The organism is Klebsiella sp. WOUb02, assembly GCF_050058015.1.
Classification (GTDB): domain Bacteria; phylum Pseudomonadota; class Gammaproteobacteria; order Enterobacterales; family Enterobacteriaceae; genus Klebsiella.
Genome location: NZ_CP170110.1, coordinates 1,247,827 through 1,269,706, shown reverse-complemented (window position 1 = coordinate 1,269,706; position 21,880 = coordinate 1,247,827). Strand labels below are relative to the sequence as shown.

General features: G+C 59.6%; 18 protein-coding genes and 3 pseudogenes. 16 read left to right on the top strand and 5 right to left on the bottom strand.

Annotated elements, in window-relative coordinates; translation table 11 throughout:
* The first annotated feature begins 2 nt into the window (after positions 1-2).
* From ABOC21_RS12950 to hxlB, 7 genes are read left to right on the top strand one after another with little or no spacing between them, the layout of a single operon-like run.
* Positions 3-740, top strand: coding sequence for a PTS mannose/fructose/sorbose/N-acetylgalactosamine transporter subunit IIC (locus ABOC21_RS12950; RefSeq protein WP_045855202.1), 738 nt, complete (start codon positions 3-5; stop codon positions 738-740).
* A gap of 11 nt (positions 741-751) precedes the next feature.
* A complete protein-coding gene (locus ABOC21_RS12945; RefSeq protein ID WP_426814846.1) occupies positions 752-1,567 on the top strand; it encodes a PTS system mannose/fructose/sorbose family transporter subunit IID in 816 nt (271 codons plus the stop codon).
* 11 nt (positions 1,568-1,578) lie between these two features.
* The gene (locus ABOC21_RS12940; protein ID WP_426814845.1) at positions 1,579-2,730 is read left to right on the top strand and encodes a hypothetical protein; all 1,152 of its coding nucleotides are present in this window, start codon (positions 1,579-1,581) and stop codon (positions 2,728-2,730) included.
* Between the two features lie 23 nt (positions 2,731-2,753).
* Complete coding sequence (gene dhaL, locus ABOC21_RS12935) at positions 2,754-3,401, top strand: dihydroxyacetone kinase subunit DhaL (protein ID WP_426814844.1); 648 nt, start codon at positions 2,754-2,756, stop codon at positions 3,399-3,401.
* The gene (locus ABOC21_RS12930; protein WP_426814843.1) at positions 3,401-4,408 is read left to right on the top strand and encodes a dihydroxyacetone kinase subunit DhaK; all 1,008 of its coding nucleotides are present in this window, start codon (positions 3,401-3,403) and stop codon (positions 4,406-4,408) included. The genes dhaL and ABOC21_RS12930 overlap by 1 nt, the downstream gene beginning before the upstream one ends.
* Positions 4,409-4,424: 16 nt before the next feature.
* The gene (hxlA, locus tag ABOC21_RS12925) at positions 4,425-5,057 is read left to right on the top strand and encodes a 3-hexulose-6-phosphate synthase (protein WP_426814842.1); all 633 of its coding nucleotides are present in this window, start codon (positions 4,425-4,427) and stop codon (positions 5,055-5,057) included.
* A 10-nt stretch (positions 5,058-5,067) separates the two neighbouring features.
* On the top strand, positions 5,068-5,631 hold the full coding sequence (gene hxlB, locus ABOC21_RS12920) for a 6-phospho-3-hexuloisomerase (RefSeq protein WP_426814841.1): 564 nt from the start codon (positions 5,068-5,070) through the stop codon (positions 5,629-5,631).
* Between the two features lie 233 nt (positions 5,632-5,864).
* On the opposite strand, the gene ABOC21_RS12915 is transcribed toward hxlB, so the two are convergent.
* On the bottom strand, positions 5,865-6,761 hold the full coding sequence (locus ABOC21_RS12915) for a DMT family transporter (RefSeq protein ID WP_426814840.1): 897 nt from the start codon (positions 6,759-6,761) through the stop codon (positions 5,865-5,867).
* 193 nt (positions 6,762-6,954) lie between these two features.
* Here ABOC21_RS12915 and ABOC21_RS12910 point away from each other — a divergent pair.
* Positions 6,955-8,454: pseudogene (locus ABOC21_RS12910) on the top strand (IS3 family transposase).
* 92 nt (positions 8,455-8,546) lie between these two features.
* Complete coding sequence (locus tag ABOC21_RS12905) at positions 8,547-9,413, top strand: helix-turn-helix domain-containing protein (RefSeq protein ID WP_426815484.1); 867 nt, start codon at positions 8,547-8,549, stop codon at positions 9,411-9,413.
* Here the strand turns inward: ABOC21_RS12905 and ABOC21_RS12900 are convergent.
* A complete protein-coding gene (locus tag ABOC21_RS12900; protein ID WP_426814839.1) occupies positions 9,393-10,559 on the bottom strand; it encodes a benzoate/H(+) symporter BenE family transporter in 1,167 nt (388 codons plus the stop codon). The two genes, ABOC21_RS12905 and ABOC21_RS12900, sit on opposite strands and share 21 nt — an antisense overlap.
* A 119-nt stretch (positions 10,560-10,678) precedes the next feature.
* Here ABOC21_RS12900 and ABOC21_RS12895 point away from each other — a divergent pair, with 119 nt between their 5' ends.
* Together ABOC21_RS12895 and ABOC21_RS12890 are read left to right on the top strand one after the other, a co-directional pair.
* The gene (locus tag ABOC21_RS12895) at positions 10,679-11,227 is read left to right on the top strand and encodes a helix-turn-helix domain-containing protein (RefSeq protein WP_426814838.1); all 549 of its coding nucleotides are present in this window, start codon (positions 10,679-10,681) and stop codon (positions 11,225-11,227) included.
* 232 nt (positions 11,228-11,459) lie between these two features.
* Positions 11,460-13,425, top strand: a pseudogene (locus tag ABOC21_RS12890) (peptidase U32 family protein).
* A gap of 70 nt (positions 13,426-13,495) precedes the next feature.
* Here ABOC21_RS12890 and ABOC21_RS12885 read toward each other — a convergent pair.
* From ABOC21_RS12885 to ABOC21_RS12875, 3 genes are read right to left on the bottom strand one after another with little or no spacing between them, the layout of a single operon-like run.
* Positions 13,496-13,621, bottom strand: a complete 126-nt coding sequence (locus ABOC21_RS12885) for a DUF2474 domain-containing protein (RefSeq protein WP_426814837.1) — start codon at positions 13,619-13,621, stop codon at positions 13,496-13,498.
* A complete protein-coding gene (gene cydB, locus ABOC21_RS12880; RefSeq protein WP_426814836.1) occupies positions 13,621-14,631 on the bottom strand; it encodes a cytochrome d ubiquinol oxidase subunit II in 1,011 nt (336 codons plus the stop codon). Before cydB ends, ABOC21_RS12885 begins: the two co-directional genes overlap by 1 nt.
* Positions 14,631-16,028 carry a cytochrome ubiquinol oxidase subunit I gene (locus tag ABOC21_RS12875; RefSeq protein WP_426814835.1) on the bottom strand — a complete coding sequence of 466 codons (1,398 nt, stop codon included), beginning with the start codon at positions 16,026-16,028 and terminating at the stop codon, positions 14,631-14,633. The genes cydB and ABOC21_RS12875 overlap by 1 nt, the downstream gene beginning before the upstream one ends.
* A 216-nt stretch (positions 16,029-16,244) precedes the next feature.
* On the opposite strand from ABOC21_RS12875, the gene ABOC21_RS12870 reads away from it, so the two are divergent.
* The 5 genes and pseudogenes from ABOC21_RS12870 to ABOC21_RS12850 all read left to right on the top strand — a co-directional run bounded on the left by ABOC21_RS12870 (position 16,245) and on the right by ABOC21_RS12850 (position 21,868).
* Complete coding sequence (locus ABOC21_RS12870; protein WP_426814834.1) at positions 16,245-17,663, top strand: PLP-dependent aminotransferase family protein; 1,419 nt, start codon at positions 16,245-16,247, stop codon at positions 17,661-17,663.
* A 300-nt stretch (positions 17,664-17,963) separates the two neighbouring features.
* Positions 17,964-19,110: pseudogene (gene ydcS, locus ABOC21_RS12865) on the top strand (putative ABC transporter substrate-binding protein YdcS).
* A gap of 17 nt (positions 19,111-19,127) precedes the next feature.
* Positions 19,128-20,141: an ABC transporter ATP-binding protein gene (locus ABOC21_RS12860; RefSeq protein WP_426814833.1), complete on the top strand. Its 1,014-nt coding sequence runs from the start codon at positions 19,128-19,130 to the stop codon at positions 20,139-20,141.
* 1 nt (position 20,142) lies between these two features.
* Complete coding sequence (locus tag ABOC21_RS12855; RefSeq protein ID WP_426814832.1) at positions 20,143-21,072, top strand: ABC transporter permease; 930 nt, start codon at positions 20,143-20,145, stop codon at positions 21,070-21,072.
* Positions 21,062-21,868, top strand: coding sequence for an ABC transporter permease (locus ABOC21_RS12850; protein ID WP_426814831.1), 807 nt, complete (start codon positions 21,062-21,064; stop codon positions 21,866-21,868). The genes ABOC21_RS12855 and ABOC21_RS12850 overlap by 11 nt, the downstream gene beginning before the upstream one ends.
* Positions 21,869-21,880: the final 12 nt, after the last annotated feature.

Here is a 21,880-nt window from a genome sequence, read left to right as displayed (position 1 = left end):
TCATGGTTGAAGTCGCAATTTTTACCGGCATTTGGTACTGGATTTGTAAAACGGACGTTGGCTATGCCATCACTCACGCCATTCGCCAGCCGCTATTCGCCTCGGTGCTTATCGGCCTGATTATGGGGGATGTCACCCAGGCGGTTATTATCGGCGCCGCGATCCAGATTCTTTACATCGGCCTGGTGGCCGCGGGATCGAATCTCCCCGCGGACGACTGCCTCGCGGGGCTGGTGGCTATCCCGCTGGCGCTGAATACCGGGCTGTCGCCGACGCTGGCGATCGCTATCGCCGTCCCGGTCGGCGTCATGGGGGTCTTTTTAGACCAGTTCCGTAAAACGGTGAATGCCGCATTTGTGCATATGGCCGACAGGTACGCTGAAGAGGGAAACGTCAGACAGATAAAAATGTGCGCTATCGTCTGGCCGACGGTTCTTGGCTTCTTTATTCGCTTCCCGGTTCCCTTTTTGGCCAACATGTATGGGAAAGACAGCATTACCGCTTTCCTGAATAGCGTTCCGGAATGGCTGATTCACGGATTTAGCGTCGCCGGTGGCCTGCTGCCAGCGCTGGGATTCGCCCTGACCATTTTTGTGATTGGTAAAGCTGCGCTCCTGCCATGGTTTTTTATTGGTTATTTTCTGGTGCAGTTTAGCGGTATTCCGGTATTTGGCGCCGCTATTTTTGGTCTCAGCGCCGTTCTGCTTATCTCCTATTATCAAAACCAAAAAGGTGCCTGAGGATGAACGCTATGGACTCCAAACAAATCACTGAAAAAGACGTGAAGAACAGCTGGCTTTATTACTATATCGTCGCTGAGATGGGCATCTCATATGAACGCCTGCAGGCCCTGGGATTCGTCACCGCCATTTTGCCGGTTTTACAAAAACTGTATCCGGAAAAGGAAGACCTGAAGCAGGCGATTAAGCGTCATCTGGTGTTCTACAACACTGAAGCGGTCTATGGCGCGCCGATTAACGGCATTGTGATCGCGATGGAGGAGCAGAAGGCCAGGGGGGCCGATATTGATGATGATACCATTACCGGTATTAAAACCGGGCTGATGGGGCCGATGGCGGGAATAGGCGACTCAATTGACTGGGCAACCTTAAAGCCGATTATTTTTGGCCTTGCCGTTACCCTGTCAACCAACGGCAGTATTCTTGGCGCATTTTTCTTACTGATGCTGCCGCTGATCCAGATAATCGTCGGGCGCAAACTCGCCGCCTACGGCTACCGGGCGGGCCAGGCGTCAATTCGCGAAATCCTGCAGTCGGGGCATATCCGCACCTTGATAAACGGCGCCAGCACTCTCGGGCTGTTTATGATGGGCGCGCTGTCGTCGACTTATGTGAAGTTAAGCACGCCGCTCCAGTTTAGCTTTGGCGATCAAAATAAGCCGTTTATTTTGCAGCAGGTGATTGACAATATTGTCCCCGGTATTTTACCGCTGCTGGCCGTATTCGGTATTTACTGGTGGCTGCTAAAACGCAATCAAAACTTTACCATTATTATGGTCCTGATTATTGCCGTTTCTATTTTTGGCGCTTTATTCGGCATATTCTGACAGGAGGTAATATGCGAGCCCTACATTTTGGCGCCGGCAGCATCGGACGCGGATTTATTGGCGATCTGCTGGCTGAGTCTGGCTATGATATTACGTTCGTTGAGCGTAACGTCGAGCTTAACGCGCAAATAAACGCACAGCATGGCTACAGTTTGTACACTATCGAGAAAGGATACCAAAAAAAATTCATCCCGGCGGCGCGCGCATTATCTCCGGAGGCTGACCGCCCGGCAGTTATTCAGGCCATTGTCGCTGCGGACCTGATTACCACCGCAGTGTGGGCGGATAATCTGCCGAAAATCGCGCCGCTGCTCCTGGCGGGGCTGCTCGCCAGGAGCAGCGCCGGCCGCCCGCGCGTTAACGTGCTGGCCTGCGAGAATGCGCTACTTAACGGCGAGATCCTGCGTCGCGAAATTCAGCGCTGCGCCGGTAGCGAGATAGCAGAAATTGATAAGCTGGCCGCTTTTCCCAATACCGCGGTAGACCGCATGGTCCTGACCTCCCGGCGGGAAGGGTTTGATGTCGTTGATATCGGCGTCGATTATGAGCTGGTTATTGATAAACACGGCCTTGTCGATGAGGACTCTCGGCCCATTAGCGACGCTATCTATACCCATGACCTGCGCAAATACCTCGAGCGTAAACTGTATATTATTAACGGCGGACACGCGTGGGCCGGATATATCGGGCACCTCAAAGGCTATCAGACGATGCAGCAAATCTTCAGCAATGACGGGCTGCGGGAGGAGATCCAGCAGAGCATGCGCGAAACGGCGCGATTGCTGCACCTGAAGTATGCTTTTCCGCTTGCCGAACTGGAGGAGTATATCCGCTTTGTTATCAAGCGTTTTAGCACTCCCGGCATCACGGATACCGTTCGCCGGGTATGCCGTTCGCCGATCCGCAAGCTGTCGTCGGAGGATCGCCTGACCGCCCCCTGCGTACAGTGCGAGGCCGCGGGGCTTCCCGCAGATTATTTAGTCAAAGGCGTTGCGGCCGCCATGCACTATTTCGAACCGCAAGATGAGCAAAGCATTATGTTGCAAAAATATATCGCTGAGCATAATGCAAGTCAGGCAATAACGCATTTTACCGGCATTCGACAAAATACGCGGCTACATGATGCAATTTTATTTCAATATGCAGCGCTAATGCCGCACTGATATTCTGATTTTTTGAGGTGTTTATGTCTTTTACCAATAAAGACGGGCTTGCTATTGCCAAAAATATGATTGCCGTTATTCAGCAAAATAAAACCTGGCTGAGTGAAATAGACGGCGCGGCGGGCGATGGCGACCACGGAATCAATATGAATAAGGGGTTCACTCTTGCCGGACAGGCGCTAACGCCGGCAATGGCCATGACCGAGGCTTTTCAGATTATCGGCGAGACGCTGTTGAATGACATTGGCGGCTCAATGGGGCCTCTGTATGGCTGCTGGTTTGCCGGGCTCAGTCGCGCCGGCACGGCAGAGGAGGTGATTGACGCCGCCGTGCTTGGGCGGATGTTCACTGGCGCGCTGGCCGATCTGCGTGAACTCACCCCGGCAGGACCCGGCGATAAAACGCTGCTCGACGTGCTGATCCCCGCCACCGACGCGCTCGGCGCGGCGCTGGCTAGCGGGGAAGGCGAGATACGCGCTCTCGAATCAATGCGGCAAACGGCCGAGGACAGCTTCACCGCGACGAGCGGCCTGGTTTCCCGGGTCGGCCGCGCCAGCCGTCTGGGAGAGCGCAGCCGGGGCTGCCCCGACGCCGGAGCAGGCTCCTCAATGCTGCTGCTGAAGGCTTTTGCGGACGCAGCGATTTTGTTAATCAAGCAAGGAGAACGCTGATGCAACGATTTATAGATGATCCTGATAACGTCGTGGACGACATGCTGGCGGGCTTTCTGCTGGCGCACGGCCGCGAGGTGCAGCTGAGCGCCGACAATCGTCGGGTTGTGCACCGTCGCCATTCTGCCGATATGGCGCCTCGAGTGGGGCTGGTCAGCGGCGGCGGCAGCGGGCATGAACCGGCGTTTCTGGGCTACCTTGGCGCCGGGATGCTGGATGCCGTTGCCGTTGGCGAAGTCTTCTCATCTCCGGTGGCCAACGCTTTCCTTGATGCGATGCGCATTGCCGATCGCGGCCGAGGCGTGGCCTGCCTGTTTGGCAACTATGCCGGCGACTCGATGAACGTACAGATGGCGCTGAAGCAGGCCGAGGCGCTGGGCCACAGCGTCGCCATCGTCAAAGCGCGGGATGATATTGCCTCCGCGCCGCCGGAGCGGGCGGAGCAGCGGCACGGCATCGCCGGCGGCATCTTTATGTGGAAGGCGGCCGGCGCGGTTGCCGCGGCGGGCGGCTCGCTGGAAGAGACCGTCGCTGCCGCCAGCCTCGCGGCGCACAACACGCGCAGCGTCTGCGTCGGGCTGGCGCCGTGCGCGATTCCGGCCGTCGGTAAGCCTAACTTTGCCATTGCCGATGGCACCTATGAGTTCGGTATCGGCCACCACGGCGAAGCCGGGCGCCACGTTGCCCCCCTGGCGAAAGCAGAAGAGATCGCCGCGGTGATGGTGGAGGCGTTGCTGGACGATTTTTCCCTGGCAGAGGAGAAAGGCGAGTTCGCCGTCATGGTCTCAGGCCTTGGCGCCACGCCGTTAATGGAACAGTACCTGATGGCGGGCCGTATCGGCCATCTGCTTACCCTGCGCGGCCACCGCCCGTGGCGCAGCTACGTTGGCAACTATGTCACCTCGCTGGAAATGAACGGCCTGTGCCTGACGCTGTTACTGCTCGATGACTCCCTTAAAACCTACCTTGACGCTCCGGCTGCGGCCGTGGGCCTGGCATCTTTGTAATCAAAAGGACGATACGATGAAACTGCAATTAGCTTTGGATGAATTACCTCTTGCTGAGGCGCTGGCGCTGGCGGAAAAACTCCGTGAGCACGTGGATATCATTGAAATCGGCACGCCGTTTGTTATTGCCGAGGGCATGGCGGCGGTTCAGCGCTTTCGCGAACGCTTTCCCGAGAAGGAGCTGCTGTCCGACGAGAAAATTATGGATGGCGGCTACTTCGAAAGTAAGCTGGCTTTTGATGCGGGGGCAAACTACGTAACGACGCTCGGCGTCACCGATATTCTCACGGTGAAGGCCTGCCTGAGGGCGGCGGAAGAGGCCGGCCGCGATGTAGTTGTTGATATGATCTGCGTTGACGATCTGCCAGCGCGCATTCGCGAGCTGGAGGCGGCTGGCGTCCGACATCTTGCGGTGCATACCGGCGCCGATCAGCAGGCGGCGGGAAGAGTGCCGCTTGAAGATCTGCGGGTTATCAAACAGCATGCCAGGCATTCGCATATCTCCGTTGCCGGCGGCATCAACAGCCGGACGATTGCGGACTATGTGGCGCTAAAACCGGACGTGGTGATTGTCGGCTCGGCCATTACCCGCGCCGAGGATCCGCTGGAAGAAGCGCGCCTGATTAAAGCGGCGATGGTTAACGCCTAAGGAGATGACGATGAAAAGCTGCGATAACCTGCTCGCTATTATCTCAGAACTGGCCGACGATGCCCGTCAGGTGGACGGCGATGCGGTGACGCGCCTGGGGGAAATGGTCCTCAACGCCGGCCGCATCTTTGTCGCCGGCGCCGGGCGTTCCGGATTTGCCGCGCGGGCTTTTTCTAACCGGTTAATGCATCTGGGCTTTAGCGTCTGGTTCGTCGGGGAACCGACCACCCCGTCGATTCAGCAGGGCGATTTACTGATTATCGGCTCGGGGTCGGGAGAAACCGGCAGCCTGGTGACAATGGCGCAGAAAGCCAGCGGGCAGGGGGCGCGGATTGCGACGCTAACCATTTATCCGCACCACACGATAGGCCTGCTGGCGGATGTGGCGATCCGTATTCCCGGCATTACGGCCAAAAGTGAGGAATCATCGACCAAGGCGGCAACCATTCAACCAACCGGATCTTCTTTTGAACAATTAAGCTGGCTTATATATGACAGTATAATTATTTATCTCAAAGATAAAACGGCGCAAAGCGATGCGCAGATGTTTAGCCGCCACGCGAATCTGGAATAATTCCGCCAGCTGATGCGCGGCCGCGATGGTGAATAATATTTTTCTCAAGCCGGAAATAAATCCGCCCAGCGTGGCGGATTTATTTTTATTAACGCCGGGAATTTCACCCTTTTTGTCACAACACTTACCGGGTTATCGACGATATGGCCATCGACGCGGTGAAATTCGTTCCGACGCAGCAATAACCACCCCGGCGGCATGTGCTGCCGGGGCGCACCGAAAGCTGGCTCCGTTTACGCCAGCCTGCGGCGCAGGAAAAACTGCTCCGGCCGGGCGAACATCACCAGATTACCCACCAGAATCAACGCCAGTCCGGCGACCGCGTTGCCGTGCCAGACGTAGCCTTCATAGAAGGTCGAGATGGTCAGCGCCACCAGCGGGAACAGCAGGGTGCTGTAGGCGGCCTTGCCGGCGCCGATTCTTCCGACCAGCGTAAAATAGGCGCCGAAGGCGATAACCGAGCCGAACAGGGCCAGGTAGAGCAGCGCGCCCATATAGCTCAGCGTCCACTGGGGAGAGAAATCATCCCCGCGGATCAGGGCGATTGCGCCCATCACCAGGGTTCCGTAGAGCATCGCCCAGCTGTTGGTGGTCAGCGTTTCCAGCCCCCGGCGCTGGTGACGGATGCTGAGCATGTTCCCCAGCGAAAAACCGTAGGTCCCCAGCGCGCTGAGGCCAATCCCCCACAGCAGAGAGGCGTTCAGGCCGTTGCGCGTCAGATCGTCCCAGAACAGAGTCACGATCCCGGCCAGGCCCAGCGCGGCGGCGAGCCAGAAACGACCCGGCGGCTGCTGGCGGAAGAAAATAAAGCCGTTGATGGCGTTAAACAGCACCGCCATCGAAAAAATCACCGATTCAAGCCCGGTGTTGATATGCGCCGCGGCGGTATAAAAGCACCAGAAATTAAAACAGAACACGCAGCAGCCCTGCAGCACGCAGAACAGATGATCGCGCCACGCCAGCGGACGCAGGCGGCGGGTGACCAGCAGAATCGCCAGCATGGTGAGGCTGGCAACGGCGAAGCGCCAAAAGATCGATACCGGCGCGGCAACCGGGCCCTGCTGAAGAAAAATGGCAATCCACGTGGTGCCCCAGATAACGACGACCAGCCCATAGAGTAATGCGTTCAAAATATCTCTCCCGTAAGAACACTCCCGCACAGTGTGGCGGCTTTTCGCCCGCGCCGCTGTCACCATCCTGTTGCGGACTTGCATATTCTTGCGCTTATTTTGTTTTAAGTGGCGGGGAGGTCTGGTATCCCCCCCATGTCAGGGTAGTTGTCGCCTCTGACAGAAAAATTTCCGGGGGCCGGAGAGGACAATAATGAACACTTATTCACCTGAGCGTAAAGCCGCTCTGATCGCCAGAATGATGCCGCCACATAATCAACCGGTCGTTCAGTTAGCCCGTTCTGAGGGGATCCCGGCCAATACGCTTTATGCCTGGCGTACTCAGGCTGGCGTTCGTGTAGCGGAAAGTCAGTCAACGCCAGAATGGTCGCAGGACGCCCGCTTTGCCGTTCTCGTTGAAACCGCACCGCTTTCTGCTCATGCTGTGGCTGAATACTGTCGCCGTAAAGGTCTTTATCCTGAGCAAATTCAGCAGTGGAGGGACGAATTTATGCAGCCCGGTCAGCGTGAAGAAAGAGCCTTGATTAAAAAGCAGAAAAAAGAAATTCAGCAACTTAACCGTGAAATAGCCCGCAAGGACAAGGCGCTGGCTGAAGCCGCGGCGCTGCTCATTCTGGAAAAAAAGCTGAAGGCGTTCTTCGCCGAAGAACGCGAGGACGAATGACACCCGCGGCCGACAGATTACAGTCTGATGTCCATGGTGCAGGAAGCCCTTGATGCCGGCGCCCGGCAGCACGCAGCCTGTCAGTGTGTGGGTATCAGCGAACGGACTCGCCAGCGCTGGCAACGCAGCTCTGATGACCGGCGTCCCGCTGCCCCCCGGCCGGTGCCGAAGAACAGGCTCAGCGCTGAAGAGGAGCAGCTGGTGCTGGCTGTCTGTCATGAACCCCGGTTCGCCAGTCTGCCACCGGCACAAATCGTCCCGGTGCTGGCCGATGAAGGTCGTTACATCGCCAGTGAATCGACGTTTTACCGGGTACTGCGGCGTTACGGCGAAGTCAGTCACCGGGGACGTCAGCAGGCTCCACAAAGCAGGCCGCTGTCGACCTGGAAGGCAACAGCGCCGAACCAGGTCTGGTCGTGGGACATCACGTGGCTGAAGTCGCTGACGGCGGGCCACTGGTTCTACCTGTATCTGACAGAAGACGTGTTCAGCCGCAAAATCGTGGGCTATGAAGTGCATCCGGTAGAAAGCGGGGAATATGCGGCAGAGCTGGTAAAGCGGACAGTGCTGAGCGAGCGTTGCTGGCAGGAGCCACTGGTGCTGCATGCGGATAACGGGGCCCCCATGAAGTCACAGGTGCTGCAGGTGAAGCTTGCGGAACTGAAGATAACCGCGTCGCACAGCCGGCCACGGGTAAGCAACGACAACGCCCACGTGGAGTCGCTGTTCAGGACGCTGAAATACGTCCCGGCGTGGCCTGAGAAGGGCTTCGCGTCGCTGGAAGAGGCCCGTGCCTGGGTGGAAGGCTTCGTCGGCTGGTACAACGAAGAGCACCGGCACAGCGGTATCCGCTATGTGACGCCGGGTCAGCGGCACAGAGGCGAAGACCGTCAACTTCTGTCACAGCGAAAATCGGTGTACGAGGCCGCGAAAAAGCAGCATCCGCACCGCTGGTCAGGGGCAACGCGAAACTGGAGCCGGCAGGAAGAAGTGTGGCTGAATCCGGAGCGGGAAACGCGGGCCGCATGAATCAACTGAGGCGACAACTACCTTGACACGCACCGTATCCGCCGTCGACTCTCCATAGACTACGGGTTTGCGGAATCTGATTTGTGAAGGCTATGGCTTACGGGACTTTCGAAACATTACGTCGACAAAAAGCCGTGCTGCGGGAAACGGTGGAGCTGAACTCCGGCATTCAGCTGGCGGCGTGGTACAACAACCTCGATACGGTGACGGTACGCAGCGACCACCACACGCTGAGCCTGTACGTTGCCGACGGTTACGAAAGCTATCAGAAAACGCCGCAGGGCTGGAAAAACGGCGGCGGGCCTGATCGTTTCTGCCTGATGCCAAAGGGCGCTGAAAGTACCTGGGATATCCGCGGCGACCTCTCGTTTGTCCACCTGTACTGCACCGACGCGCATCTGCGACGCGTCGGGGAACAGGTCTGGGACCGTAGCCCGGCCTCGTTTAGCCTGCAGGAGCAAACCTTCTCCCGGGATGATAAAATCACCGCGGTCTATCGCCAGTTTCTCCTCGACTACGACTGGCAGCAGCAGGCAAACCAGCTGACCTTAAGCTCCGCCAGCACGCTGCTGCTGACCCACCTGATCCAGCACTATTCGAACGTCCAGTGGCGCCTGCCGACGGTCACCGGCGGCCTGGCGCCGCACGTTCTGCGCACGCTGCTGGCGTGGATTGAGGAGCATCTTGATCGGCCGCTGACGCTGGCCGACCTCGCGCAGGAGACGGCGCTCAGCGAATATCACTTTGCGCGGATGTTCCGTCAGTCGATGAAAATGGCGCCGCATCAGTACGTGATGCAGCGGCGTATGGTCCGCGCGCAGGAGCTTATCTGCCACAGCGCCCGTTCGCTGACCGACATTGCGCTGGCCTGCGGTTTTAGCTCCGCCAGCCATTTCAGCAACCGCGTTAAAAGCGCCACTGGCCTGACGCCGTCGCAGCTACGCGCGGCGCAGCGCTGACAGCAGAGCGTAGCTCGCCCCACCCAGCAGCAGGCCCCAGAAGGCCGAACCAATTCCCGCCAGGGTGATACCGCTGGCGGTGACCAGAAAGGCCACCATCGCCGCATCGCGCTCGTTGTCATTATTTAGCGCCTGAAACAGGCTCCCGCCGAGGGTTCCCAGCAGCGCCAGGCCGGCGAGCATCTGGATCCACGCCGCCGGCAGGGCCGACATCAGCGCGGTAATCGAACCGCCAAAAATACCGGCCAGCAGATAAAAGCCGCCCGCCGCCGCCGCCGCAAGCCAGCGGCGCTGAGGATCGGGATGGGCGTCAGGACTTTGACAAATTGCGGCGGTGATCGCGGCAATACAGATGGAATAGACGCCAAACGGCGACAGCAGCAGCGCCAGGCCGCCGGTCGCCACGATAAGCGGCGACGCCGGCACCGAATAGCCGGAGGCCTGTAGCGTGGCGAAGCCGGGGGCGTTTTGCGATGCCATGGTGACGAGGAAAAACGGCAGCCCGACGCTGAGCAGCAGAGAGGGGGTAAACTGCGGGGCGATGAACGCCGGCGCCACGAACGAGAGGCTGAGATGTTCGGTGCCCACCTCGCCGCTGGCCCAGGCGATGGCGCCCCCCGCCAGCAGCGCGGCGACCACCGCGAAGCGTGGGAGCAGAGCTTTGCTGATAAGCCAGGCGCCGAGCATGCCGCCGCAGAGCAGCAGATTAGCCTGCAGGCTGGAGAAGGCCTGCAGGCCAAAACGCAGTAAAATCCCCGCCAGCATCGCCGCCGCCAGCGAATGGGGGACGATTTTCATCAGGCGGGCAAACAGGCCGGTCATGCCGCAGAGCACGATCAGGGCGTTGGCAAAAACAAACACCCCCACCGCCTGCGCCAGCGTTACGCCCTGCAGACCGCTCACCAGCAGCGCCGCGCCGGGCGTGGACCACGCGGTGAGGATCGGCACCTTACGCCACAGCGTCAGCGCGAGTGTGCTGACTCCCATACCGAGACCCAGCGCCGTCATCCAGCCGGCGATTTGTCCGGCATCGGCCCCGGCGGCGGCGGCGGCCTGCCAGATAATAGCCGCAGAGCTGGCGTAGCCGACCAGCACTGCGATAAAGCCGGCGAGCAGCGTCGGCAGCGGGAGGGAGAAAGGGCGCATAAATCTCTCTTGTACGTAATATACTGGCCGCTATCATGCGGGACCAAAGGTACGAAAAATGTAGCATTGTGCGTTATAACGCACAACTGGTCATCTGCGGAAAAAGGCGAGAGGATAATATGAATATTGCGTACCATCTTGCGGCGACCCTGAAAACGCTGCGTCAACAGCGCGGCTGGAGTCTGTCGCGGCTGGCGGAGGAGACCGGCGTTTCGAAGGCGATGCTCGGGCAGATTGAGCGCAACGAATCGAGCCCCACCGTGGCGACGCTGTGGAAAATCGCCACCGGGCTGAACGTGGCCTTCTCGACGTTTATCGTTGCCGATGATTCCGCCGCGCCGGCCGCCTTCGACCCGCAGCAGCAGGCGATGGTGGTCACGCCCGTTTTTCCGTGGGATCCGCAGCTGCGTTTCGACCATTTTTCCATCACCCTCGCTCCCGGCGCGCTCAGCGAATCAACGCCGCATGAAAAAGGGGTGATTGAGCACGTGGTGGTGATAAGCGGAGCGCTGGATCTGTGCCTTGAGGGGCAATGGCAGACCCTGCTGGCGGGAGAAGGGCGGCGCTTTGCCGGCGACCTGGCGCACGCCTACCGCAACAGCGGCGCGCAGACGGCCCACTTCCATTCGCTGATCCATTACCCAAAAGAAAAAGCCGCCGGAGGTTAACCGACGGCCAATCAAGATGACTGATAAAACAATCCACAACGTGACGAGGAAAATCCGGAATACGCAGTGACTTTACCCTGCGACGTTTTGTCCGGGAAATAGCTTTTCCTTCAATGCTTTGCCAGAATTTGAAAATTCACGCCGCGGCCGCGGTGGAAAGTGTTTTGGTCTCTGCCCACTTCTGACTACAATAGCCGCCATTTCGCCCCCTATAACGGATAACAACGATCGTATGCGCCTGCAAAACCATCATCTTGAACTTCTTAGCCCCGCCCGCGATGCCGGGATCGCCCGGGAAGCTATTTTACACGGCGCGGACGCAGTCTATATCGGCGGGCCGGGCTTTGGCGCGCGCCACAACGCCAGCAACAGCCTCAGCGATATCGCCGGGCTGGTGCCTTTCGCCCACCGCTACGGGGCGAAGATTTTTGTGACGCTGAATACCATCCTGCATGATGATGAGCTTGAGCCCGCGCGGCGCCTGATTACCGACCTGTATGAAACCGGCGTTGACGCGCTGATCGTGCAGGATATGGGCGTGATGCAGTCTGGATATCCCGCCGATTGAGCTGCATGCCAGCACCCAGTGCGATATCCGCAGCGTCGAAAAGGCGAAGTTTCTTTCCGACGTCGGCTTCAGCCAGATCGTGCTGGCGCGCGAGCTGAACCTGCAGCAGATCAAGGCGATCTATGAGCACACCGATGCGACGATTGAGTTCTTTATTCACGGCGCGCTGTGCGTGGCCTACTCCGGGCAGTGCAATATCTCCCACGCGCAGACCGGCCGCAGCGCTAACCGCGGCGACTGCTCTCAGGCGTGCCGCCTGCCGTATACCCTGAAAGATGACCAGGGCCGGGTGGTGGCCTACGAGAAGCACCTCCTGTCGATGAAAGACAACGATCAGACCGCCAACCTGGCCCAGCTGATCGATGCCGGCGTGCGCTCCTTCAAGATTGAGGGCCGCTACAAAGACATGAGCTACGTGAAGAACATTACCGCCCACTATCGCCAGATGCTGGACGCGATTATTGAAGACCGGGGCGATCTCGCGCGCGCCTCCGCCGGACGCACCGAGCATTTCTTTGTGCCTTCCACGGATAAAACCTTCCATCGCGGCAGCACCGACTATTTCGTCAACGCGCGCAAAGGGGATATCGGCGCGTTCGATTCGCCGAAGTTTATCGGCCTGCCGGTGGGCGAAGTGCTGAAGGTCGGTAAAGACCATCTTGACGTTGAGGTGAGCGAAGCGCTGACCAACGGCGATGGCCTGAATGTGATGATTAAGCGTGAAATTGTCGGTTTTCGCGCCAATACGGTAGAGAAAACCGGCGAAAACCGCTACCGCGTATGGCCCAACGAAATGCCGGCGGATCTCTATAAAGCGCGCCCGCATCAGGCGCTGAACCGCAATCTCGACCACAACTGGCAGCAGGCGCTGCAAAAAACCTCCAGCGAGCGGCGGATTGCGGTGGATATCGCCCTCAGCGGCTGGCAGGAGCAGCTGGTGCTGACGATGACCTGCGAAGATGGCGTCAGCGTGACCCACACTCTCGACGGCGAGTTCGCCGAAGCGACCCAGGCCGATAAAGCGCTGGCCAACCTGCGCGACGGGGTGGCGAAACTCGGCCAGACCATTTATTTCGCCCGCGACGTTGAGATAGCGCTGCCCGGCGCGCTGTTTGTGCCCAACGGCCTGCTCAATCAGTTGCGTCGTGAAACGGTAGAGATGCTGGATCAGGCGCGGATTGACGCCGCGCCGCGCGGCCGGCGCAAGGCGGTCTCCGTGCCGCCGCCGGTCTATCCGGAAACCCATCTCTCGTTTCTGGCTAACGTCTACAACCACAAGGCGCGCGAGTTCTATCAGCGCTACGGCGTGAAGCTGATCGATGCCGCCTATGAAGCGCACGAAGAGAAAGGCGACGTGCCGGTGATGATCACCAAGCACTGCCTGCGCTTCGCCTTTAATCTGTGTCCGAAGCAGGCAAAAGGCTCGATTAAGAGCTGGAAAGCCACGCCGATGCAGCTGATTCACGGCGACGAGGTGCTGACGCTGAAGTTTGACTGCCGGCCGTGCGAAATGCACGTAGTGGGCAAAATGAAGAACCATATTCTGAAAATGCCGCTTCCGGGGAGCATCGTGGCCTCCGTCAGCCCGGACGAGCTGCTGAAAACCTTGCCCAAACGCAAAGGCGGCTAAGCGGCGGCGGGCGGGAGCGTCCACTAACCGGCAGCCTATCTGCCGGTTAGTGGACGGTTAAGATAACCAGTTAGGCTTTTAGCCCGGCGGCGGTCATTAGCAGGCGAAACCCCATGCTTACCGCCGCCAGCGCCAGCACGCTCCCGCCCCACAGCGCCACCATCCAGACTATCTGCTTAAACCATAATCGATTCATCAATGATACCCCTCACCGTGTTGAACTTTGCCGCGGAATACGTAGTAGCTCCAGAAGGTATAGCCGAGGATCACCGGAATAATCAGCACCGCGCCCACCAGCATAAACCCCTGGCTCTGCGCCGGCGCGGCGGCCTGCCACAGGGTGATGGCCGGTGGAATAATATGCGGCCAGATGCTGATCCCCAGCCCGCTAAAGCCGAGGAACACCAGCCCAAGCGTCAGCAGGAAAGGGCGCGCGTGATGAGCGCGGCTGCCTAACGCCCGCCACAGCCAGAAACTGAGCGCCACTACCAGCAGCGGCACCGGCAGCAGGAAAAAGAGGTTCGGGAAGCTGAACCAACGGGCGGCAATGGCGGGCTGCGCCAGCGGAGTCCACAGGCTGATCGCGGCAATCACCGCCAGCAGCGCCAGCAGCAGGGCCCGCCACGCGCCGCGCATTTTTTCCTGCAGCGGCTCCTCGCTTTTCATCACCAGCCAGCTGGCGCCCAGCAGGGCGTAGGCGATGCTCAAACCGAGGCCGCAAAACAGGGTGAACGGCGTCAGCCAGTCGAGCATACCGCCGCTAAAGGTCCGGCCGCTGACCGGGAAGCCGTTAATGACCGCGCCAACCACCACGCCCTGGGCGAAGGTCGCCAGCAGGGAGCCGCCAAGAAAGGCGACGTCCCAGAAAGGACGGTGCGACGGCGTGGCCTGAAAGCGAAATTCGAAAGCCACACCGCGAAAGATCAGGCCCACCAGCATCAGCGTCAGCGGGATGGCCAGCGCGTCGATAATCACCGCGTAGGCCAGCGGAAAGGCGCCGAACAGCGCCGCACCGCCGAGCACCAGCCAGGTCTCATTTCCGTCCCACACCGGAGCGACGCTGTTCACCATCACGTTGCGATCCTCGGCGTCGCGGATGGTGCAGAATAAAATGCCAATGCCTAAATCAAAGCCGTCCATAACGATATACATCAGGGTGGCGAAAACGATGATGGCAAACCAGATTACCGACAGGTCGATAGTCATTAGTGGGACTCCTTATGCTCAAAATTCCCGGTGGCGGCGGAAAGCGGGCGCGCCGGGGTGCCGGTGACCGGTGGATTGACCTCCTGCGGGCCTTTGCGGATCAGGCGCAGCATGTAGCTGTAGCCCACGCCAAAGACCGAGCTGTAGACCACGAAAAACGTCAGCAGGCTGAGGGTCATATGCAGGTCGCCGTGAGCGGAAACGGCGTCGGCGGTGCGCTGTACGCCATAGACCACCCACGGCTGGCGGCCAACCTCGGTGGTCACCCAGCCGGCGAGGATGGCAATCAGCCCCGATGGCCCCATCAAGAGCGCGAAGCGCAGGAACGGCTTCGAGTGGTACAGGCGCCGGCGGTAGCGCAGCCACAGCGCCAGCACGCCGAGCAGGATCATCAGCATGCCGAGGCCGGCCATCAGGCGAAATGACCAGAATACGATGGTCGAATTGGGGCGATCCTCTGGCGCAAATTCCTTCAGCGCCGGAACCTGTTTATCGAGGCTATGGGTGAGGATCAGGCTACCGAGCGCCGGGATTTCGAGGCCGTAGCGGGTGCGTTCCTGCTGCATATCCGGCCAGCCGAACAGCAGCAGCGGCGTCGGTTCTCCGGGACGGTTTTCCCAGTGGCCCTCGATGGCGGCAATTTTTGCCGGCTGATGTTCGAGGGTATTCAGGCCGTGCATATCGCCAATCATCGCCTGGATAGGGGCGACGATCAGCGTCATCCACAGGGCCATCGAAAACATGGCGCGAATGGCCGGGGTTTGATTACCGCGCAGCAGATGCCATGCCGCCGAGGCGCCGACGAACAGCGCGCTGCTAAGAAAAGCCGCCACCGACATATGCAGCAGGCGGTAGGGGAAAGAGGGGTTGAAGATCACCGCAAACCAGTCGACGGGCACTACCTGGCCGTTGACCACTTCAAACCCCTGCGGCGTCTGCATCCAGCTGTTGGAGGCGAGGATCCAGAAGGTTGAGATAATGGTCCCGGTTGCCACCATGCAGGTGGCGAAGAAGTGCATGCCGGGGCTGACGCGGTTCCAGCCAAACAGCATCACGCCGAGGAATCCGGCTTCGAGGAAGAAGGCCGTCAGCACTTCATAGGTCAGTAGCGGTCCAGTAATGCTGCCGGCGAATTCAGAAAACCCGCTCCAGTTAGTGCCGAACTGATAGGCCATCACCAGCCCGGAGACCACGCCCATGCCGAAGTTAACGGCGAAAATTTTCGACCAGAAGTGGTACAGCGAACGCCAGACGGGATTTTTAGTTTTTAACCATAGTCCTTCCAGCACCGCCAGATAGCTGGCAAGCCCGATGGTGATGGCGGGAAAGATGATATGAAACGAGACGGTAAAGGCGAATTGAATCCGCGCCAGATGGAATGCATCAAGACCGAACATGCAGTGCTCCGCAACAAAATTGATTCAGCATAATTTTAGGCGTCGCTCGCCTGCGGTTGCAGAAGCAGAAAGACTCTTTTTTCCTATAACAGTCGGATGACTGTTATGGATTTTCGCCATCGCGGGGCGAAGGCGTACGCATAACAGTTTTTATAAACTGCCATTTTTTATCAGCTGTTATACTATAGGCCACTATGTTCATCCGCGGACCTACCTATGAAAAAGTACCAACAGCTGGCACAGCAACTGACCGAACAGATTGCGCTCGGCGTCTGGCAGCCCGGCGACCGCTTGCCCTCGCTGCGCGAGCAGGTGGTCAGCAGCGGAATGAGTTTTATGACGGTCAGCCACGCCTATCAGCTGCTGGAGAGCCAGGGACGAATTATCGCCCGCCCGCAGTCGGGCTACTACGTTGCGCCCAAACCGGTTAAGTCGCGCCCGCCTGAGCCGCCGGCGCAGGTGACCCGCCATGAGTCGGTGGATATCAACACCTATATTTTTGAGGTGCTGCAGGCCAGCCGCCAGGCCTCGATGCTGCCTTTTGCCTCCGCTTTTCCCGACCCGCGCCTGTTTCCTCTCCAGCAGCTCAACCGCTCCCTGGCCCAGGTCAGTAAAACCGCCTCGGCGATGAGCGTGATTGAAAACCTGCCGCCGGGTAACGACGAGCTGCGCCACGCCATTGCCCGCCGCTACGCGCTGCAGGGCATGAACATTTCGCCGGATGAGATCGTGATCACCGCCGGCGCGCTGGAGGCGCTCAACCTGAGCCTGCAGGCGGTCACCGAGCCGGGCGACTGGGTGGTGGTGGAGAATCCCTGCTTCTATGGCGCGCTGCAGGCGCTGGAAAGGCTGCGGCTGAAGGCGCTGTCGGTGGCGACGGACGTCAAAGAGGGGATCGATCTGGCGGCGCTGGAGCAGGCGCTGCAGAACTATCCGGTGAAGGCCTGCTGGCTGATGACCAACGGCCAGAATCCGCTCGGCTTTACCCTCAGCGCCGGGAAAAAGGCGCGCCTGGTTGCGCTCCTGGCGCGCTACGGCGTGGTGCTGATCGAAGATGACGTCTACAGCGAACTCTATTTTGGCCGCGAGAAGCCGCTGCCCGCCAAATTCTGGGACCACCAGGATATGACCCTTCACTGCAGCTCCTTTTCTAAATGCCTGGTGCCCGGCTTTCGCATCGGCTGGGTGGCCGCCGGCAGGCACGCCCGGCGTATTCAGCAACTGCAGCTGATGAGCACGCTGTCGACCAGTTCGCCGATGCAGATGGCGCTGGTGGACTATCTCTCGACCCGACGCTACGACGCCCATCTGCGCCGCCTGCGTCGCCAGCTGGCCGAGCGCAAGCAGCAGGCCTGGCAGGCGCTGCTGCGCCATCTGCCCGCTGAAGTCAAAATCCACCACAGCGACAGCGGCTACTTTCTCTGGCTGGAGCTGCCGGCGGGGGCCGATGCCGGGGAGCTGAGCGCCCGCGCCCTGCGCGATAACATCAGCATTGCGCCGGGCAAAATGTTCTCCACCACCGCCAGCTGGACCTCATTCTTCCGCTTTAATACCGCCTGGGGCTGGGGGGAAAGAGAAGAGCAGGGGGTGAAACGCCTGGGCGAGCTTATTCGTGAGCTGCTGGCTGAGCCGTAGGCTTATTTTCTCTACGGCTAAGCGCACGCGGAAAAATAACTACATATTATTATCAGACGATACCGGTCGTTATTTTACCGGTATCGGTCATAGGAAATTCGCATAGCCGTTCCCGGCCTCTAACTCCTTGTCTATAATCCATATTGTCGTTCAGCTGTTGCCGTTTTTTGCGGAATGCGCCCCTGGTCACAACCTGAATAAATTTCCCGTGAGAGGCATAGCGCGCCGTCTACTGTTATTAAGGGAGATATTTTTACGGCACGGCTGCCGCTAATTTTATTGTGACAGGAGTAACACCCGATGAGCAAAAAAATTGCCCGTGGCAGCCTGTGTGTGCTGGGTATGGCCTTCCTGACCGCGCAGGCCGCGGAGCCGCCGACCTCACTGGATAAAGGCGAAGGCCGGCTCGATATTATCGCCTGGCCGGGATATATCGAACGCGGTCAGACCGATAAAAACTACGACTGGGTCACCCAGTTTGAGAAAGAGAGCGGATGCCAGGTCAACGTGAAAACCGCCGCCACCTCGGATGAGATGGTCAGTCTGATGGCGAAAGGGGGCTATGACCTGGTGACCGCCTCCGGCGACGCCTCGCTGCGCCTGATCATGGGGAAACGCGTGCAGCCGATTAACCCGGCGCTGATCGCCAACTGGAAGACGCTCGACCCGCGGGTGGAAAAAGGCGCGTGGTTTAACGTCGGTGGTAAAGTCTACGGTACGCCCTACCAGTGGGGGCCAAACCTGCTGATGTATAACACCAAAGTGTTCCCGACCCCGCCGGATAGCTGGAACGTGGTGTTTGTAAAACAAAATCTTAGCGACGGTAAAAGTAATCAGGGCCGCGTGCAGGCCTACGACGGGCCGATCTATATCGCCGACGCGGCCCTGTTCGTTAAGGCCACCCAGCCGCAGGCTCGGTATTAGCGACCCCTATCAGCTTACCGAGGAGCAGTATCAGGCGGTGCTGAAGGTGCTGCGCGATCAGCATGGCCTGATTCACCGCTACTGGCACGACACCACCGTGCAGATGAGCGATTTTAAAAACGAAGGCGTTGTCGCCTCCAGCGCGTGGCCGTATCAGGCCAACGGCCTTAAAAGTGAGGGCCAGCCTATCGCCACCGTCTTCCCGAAAGAGGGGGTGACCGGCTGGGCGGATACCACCATGCTGCACAGCGACGCGAAGCATCCGGTCTGCGCCTATAAATGGATGAACTGGTCGCTGACGCCGAAGGTGCAGGGCGACGTGGCGGCGTGGTTCGGCTCGCTGCCGGTGGTGCCGGAGGGCTGTAAAGCCAGCCCGCTGCTGGGAGAGAAAGGTTGCGCAACCAACGGCTATGACCAGTTCGCCAAAATCGCCTTCTGGAAAACCCCGATTGCGGAAGGCGGCAAGTTCGTCCCCTACAGCCGCTGGACTCAGGACTATATTGCGATTATGGGCGGCCGTTGAGCGGTCGGAGGCGTGAAATGACGTATGCGGTAGAGTTTCATAACGTCTCGCGGCTGTATGGCGACGTGCGCGCGGTGGATGGCGTCAGCATTGCCATCCGCGACGGCGAGTTCTTCTCAATGCTGGGGCCGTCCGGCTCCGGCAAAACCACCTGCCTGCGGCTGATTGCCGGTTTTGAACAGCTCTCCGGCGGGGAGATTACCATTTTTGGTCAGCAGGCCAGCGAGCTGCCGCCGTGGCAGCGCGACGTCAATACCGTCTTTCAGGACTACGCGCTGTTTCCCCATATGTCGATCCTCGATAACGTCGCCTACGGGCTGATGGTGAAGGGGATCGCTAAAAAAGAGCGCCACCGCCGCGCCCAGCAGGCGCTGGAGAAGGTGGCCCTCGGCTTTGTCCACGCGCGCAAACCGTCCCAGCTTTCCGGCGGCCAGCGCCAGCGGGTGGCGATAGCCCGTGCGCTGGTCAACGAGCCTCGCGTGCTGCTGCTGGATGAGCCGCTGGGGGCGCTGGATTTAAAGCTGCGCGAGCAGATGCAGCTGGAGCTGAAAAAGCTGCAGCAGGCGCTGGGGATCACCTTTATTTTTGTCACCCACGACCAGAGCGAAGCGCTGTCGATGTCCGATCGGGTGGCGGTGTTCAATCACGGGCGCATCGAGCAGGTCGACGCGCCGCAGGATCTCTACCTGCGTCCGAAAACGGCCTTTGTCGCCGGGTTCGTCGGTACGGCCAACGTCTTTGACGCCGAACTCTCCGCCCGGCTGTGCGGCATGCCGGGCAGCTGGTCGCTGCGTCCGGAACATATCCGGCTGCACGGCGGCGGAGAGGTTCAGGTCGAGGGCGTCGTGCAGGCGGTGCAGTATCAGGGCGCGGCAACGCGAATTGAGCTAAAGCTGGCCGACGGCGACCGGCTGCTGGTGAGCCAGGCGAATAGCGACGGCGGCGCGGCGCTGAGCGCTCCGCAGGCGGGACAAAGGGTGCAGGCGTCGTGGTCGCGGGCGGCGATGGTCCCTCTGGATAACGGTGGCTGATATGGCAACGCTTATCGCCAACGCTCCCTCCGGCCGCCTGTCGGGGCTTTTCTGGCGCCGGCCGTCGCTGGGGCTGTTTCTGCTGCTGCTTGGTCCGCTGATGTGGTTTGGCATCGTCTATCTGGGCTCGCTGCTGACGCTGCTGTGGCAAAGCTTCTATACCTTCGACGACTTCACCATGTCGGTCACTACCGACCTGACGCTGGCTAATCTCAAGGCGCTATTTAACCCGGCCAACTACGACATTATTATCCGTACGCTGGTGATGGCGCTGACGGTCACGCTGGCCAGCGCCATTCTGGCCCTGCCGATGGCGTGGTATATGGCCCGCTACACCAGCGGCAAAATGAAGGCATTTTTCTATATTGCCGTGATGCTGCCGATGTGGGCCAGCTATATCGTTAAGGCCTACGCCTGGACGCTGCTGCTGGCGAAAGATGGCGTGGCGCAGTGGTTTCTGCGCCATCTCGGGGTGGAAGGCGCGCTGAATCTGCTGCTGACGATCCCGGCGGTGGGCGGCAATACGCTGTCGACCTCGGGGCTGGGCCGCTTCCTGGTCTTTGTCTATATCTGGCTGCCGTTTATGATCCTGCCGGTGCAGGCGGCGCTGGAGCGTATTCCGGCGTCGCTGCTGCAGGCTTCCGCCGACCTCGGCGCCCGGCCGCGGCAAACCTTTCGCTTCGTGGTGCTGCCGCTGGCTATTCCGGGCATTGCCGCCGGGTCGATTTTTACCTTCTCGCTGACGCTGGGCGATTTTATCGTGCCGCAGCTGGTGGGGCCGCCGGGATTTTTTATCGGCAATATGGTCTATTCCCAGCAGGGAGCGATTGGCAATATGCCGATGGCGGCGGCGTTTACCCTCGTGCCGATCGTCCTGATTGCCCTTTATCTGGCGTTTGTTAAACGCCTGGGAGCGTTTGATGCACTCTGAACGCGCACCGCTGTTTCTAAAAATAGCGACCTGGGGCGGGGTGATCTTCCTGCATTTTCCTCTGCTGATCATCGCCCTGTACGCCTTTAACACCGAGGACGCCGCCTTTAGCTTTCCGCCGCAGGGCCTGACGCTGCGCTGGTTTAGCGAAGCGGCCGGGCGGAGCGATATCATCGAATCAGTGACACTGTCACTGAAAATTGCCGCGCTATCGACCGCAATCGCGCTGGTACTTGGCACGCTAGCTGCAGGAGCCCTGTGGCGCAGCGCCTTTTTTGGCAAGAGCGCGGTGTCGCTGCTGCTGCTGCTGCCCATCGCGCTACCGGGGATCATTACCGGCCTCGCGCTGCTGACGGCGTTTAAGGCGATTAACCTCGAACCGGGCCTCTTTACCATCGTGGTGGGGCACGCCACCTTCTGCGTGGTGGTGGTATTTAACAATGTAATCGCCCGCTTTCGCCGCACCTCCTGGAGCCTGGTGGAGGCGTCGATGGATTTAGGCGCGACGGGCTGGCAGACCTTCCGCTACGTGGTATTGCCCAACCTGGGGTCGGCGCTGCTGGCCGGGGGCATGCTGGCGTTCGCGCTGTCGTTTGATGAAATTATCGTCACCACCTTTACCGCCGGGCACGAGCGCACGCTCCCGCTGTGGCTGCTGAATCAGCTGGGACGCCCGCGCGATGTACCGATAACCAACGTTGTCGCGCTGCTGGTGATGCTGGTGACGACCATTCCGATTTTAGGGGCCTGGTGGCTAACCCGTGACGGCGACATTGGCGCTGAAAACGGCAAATAACTGACGTGTACA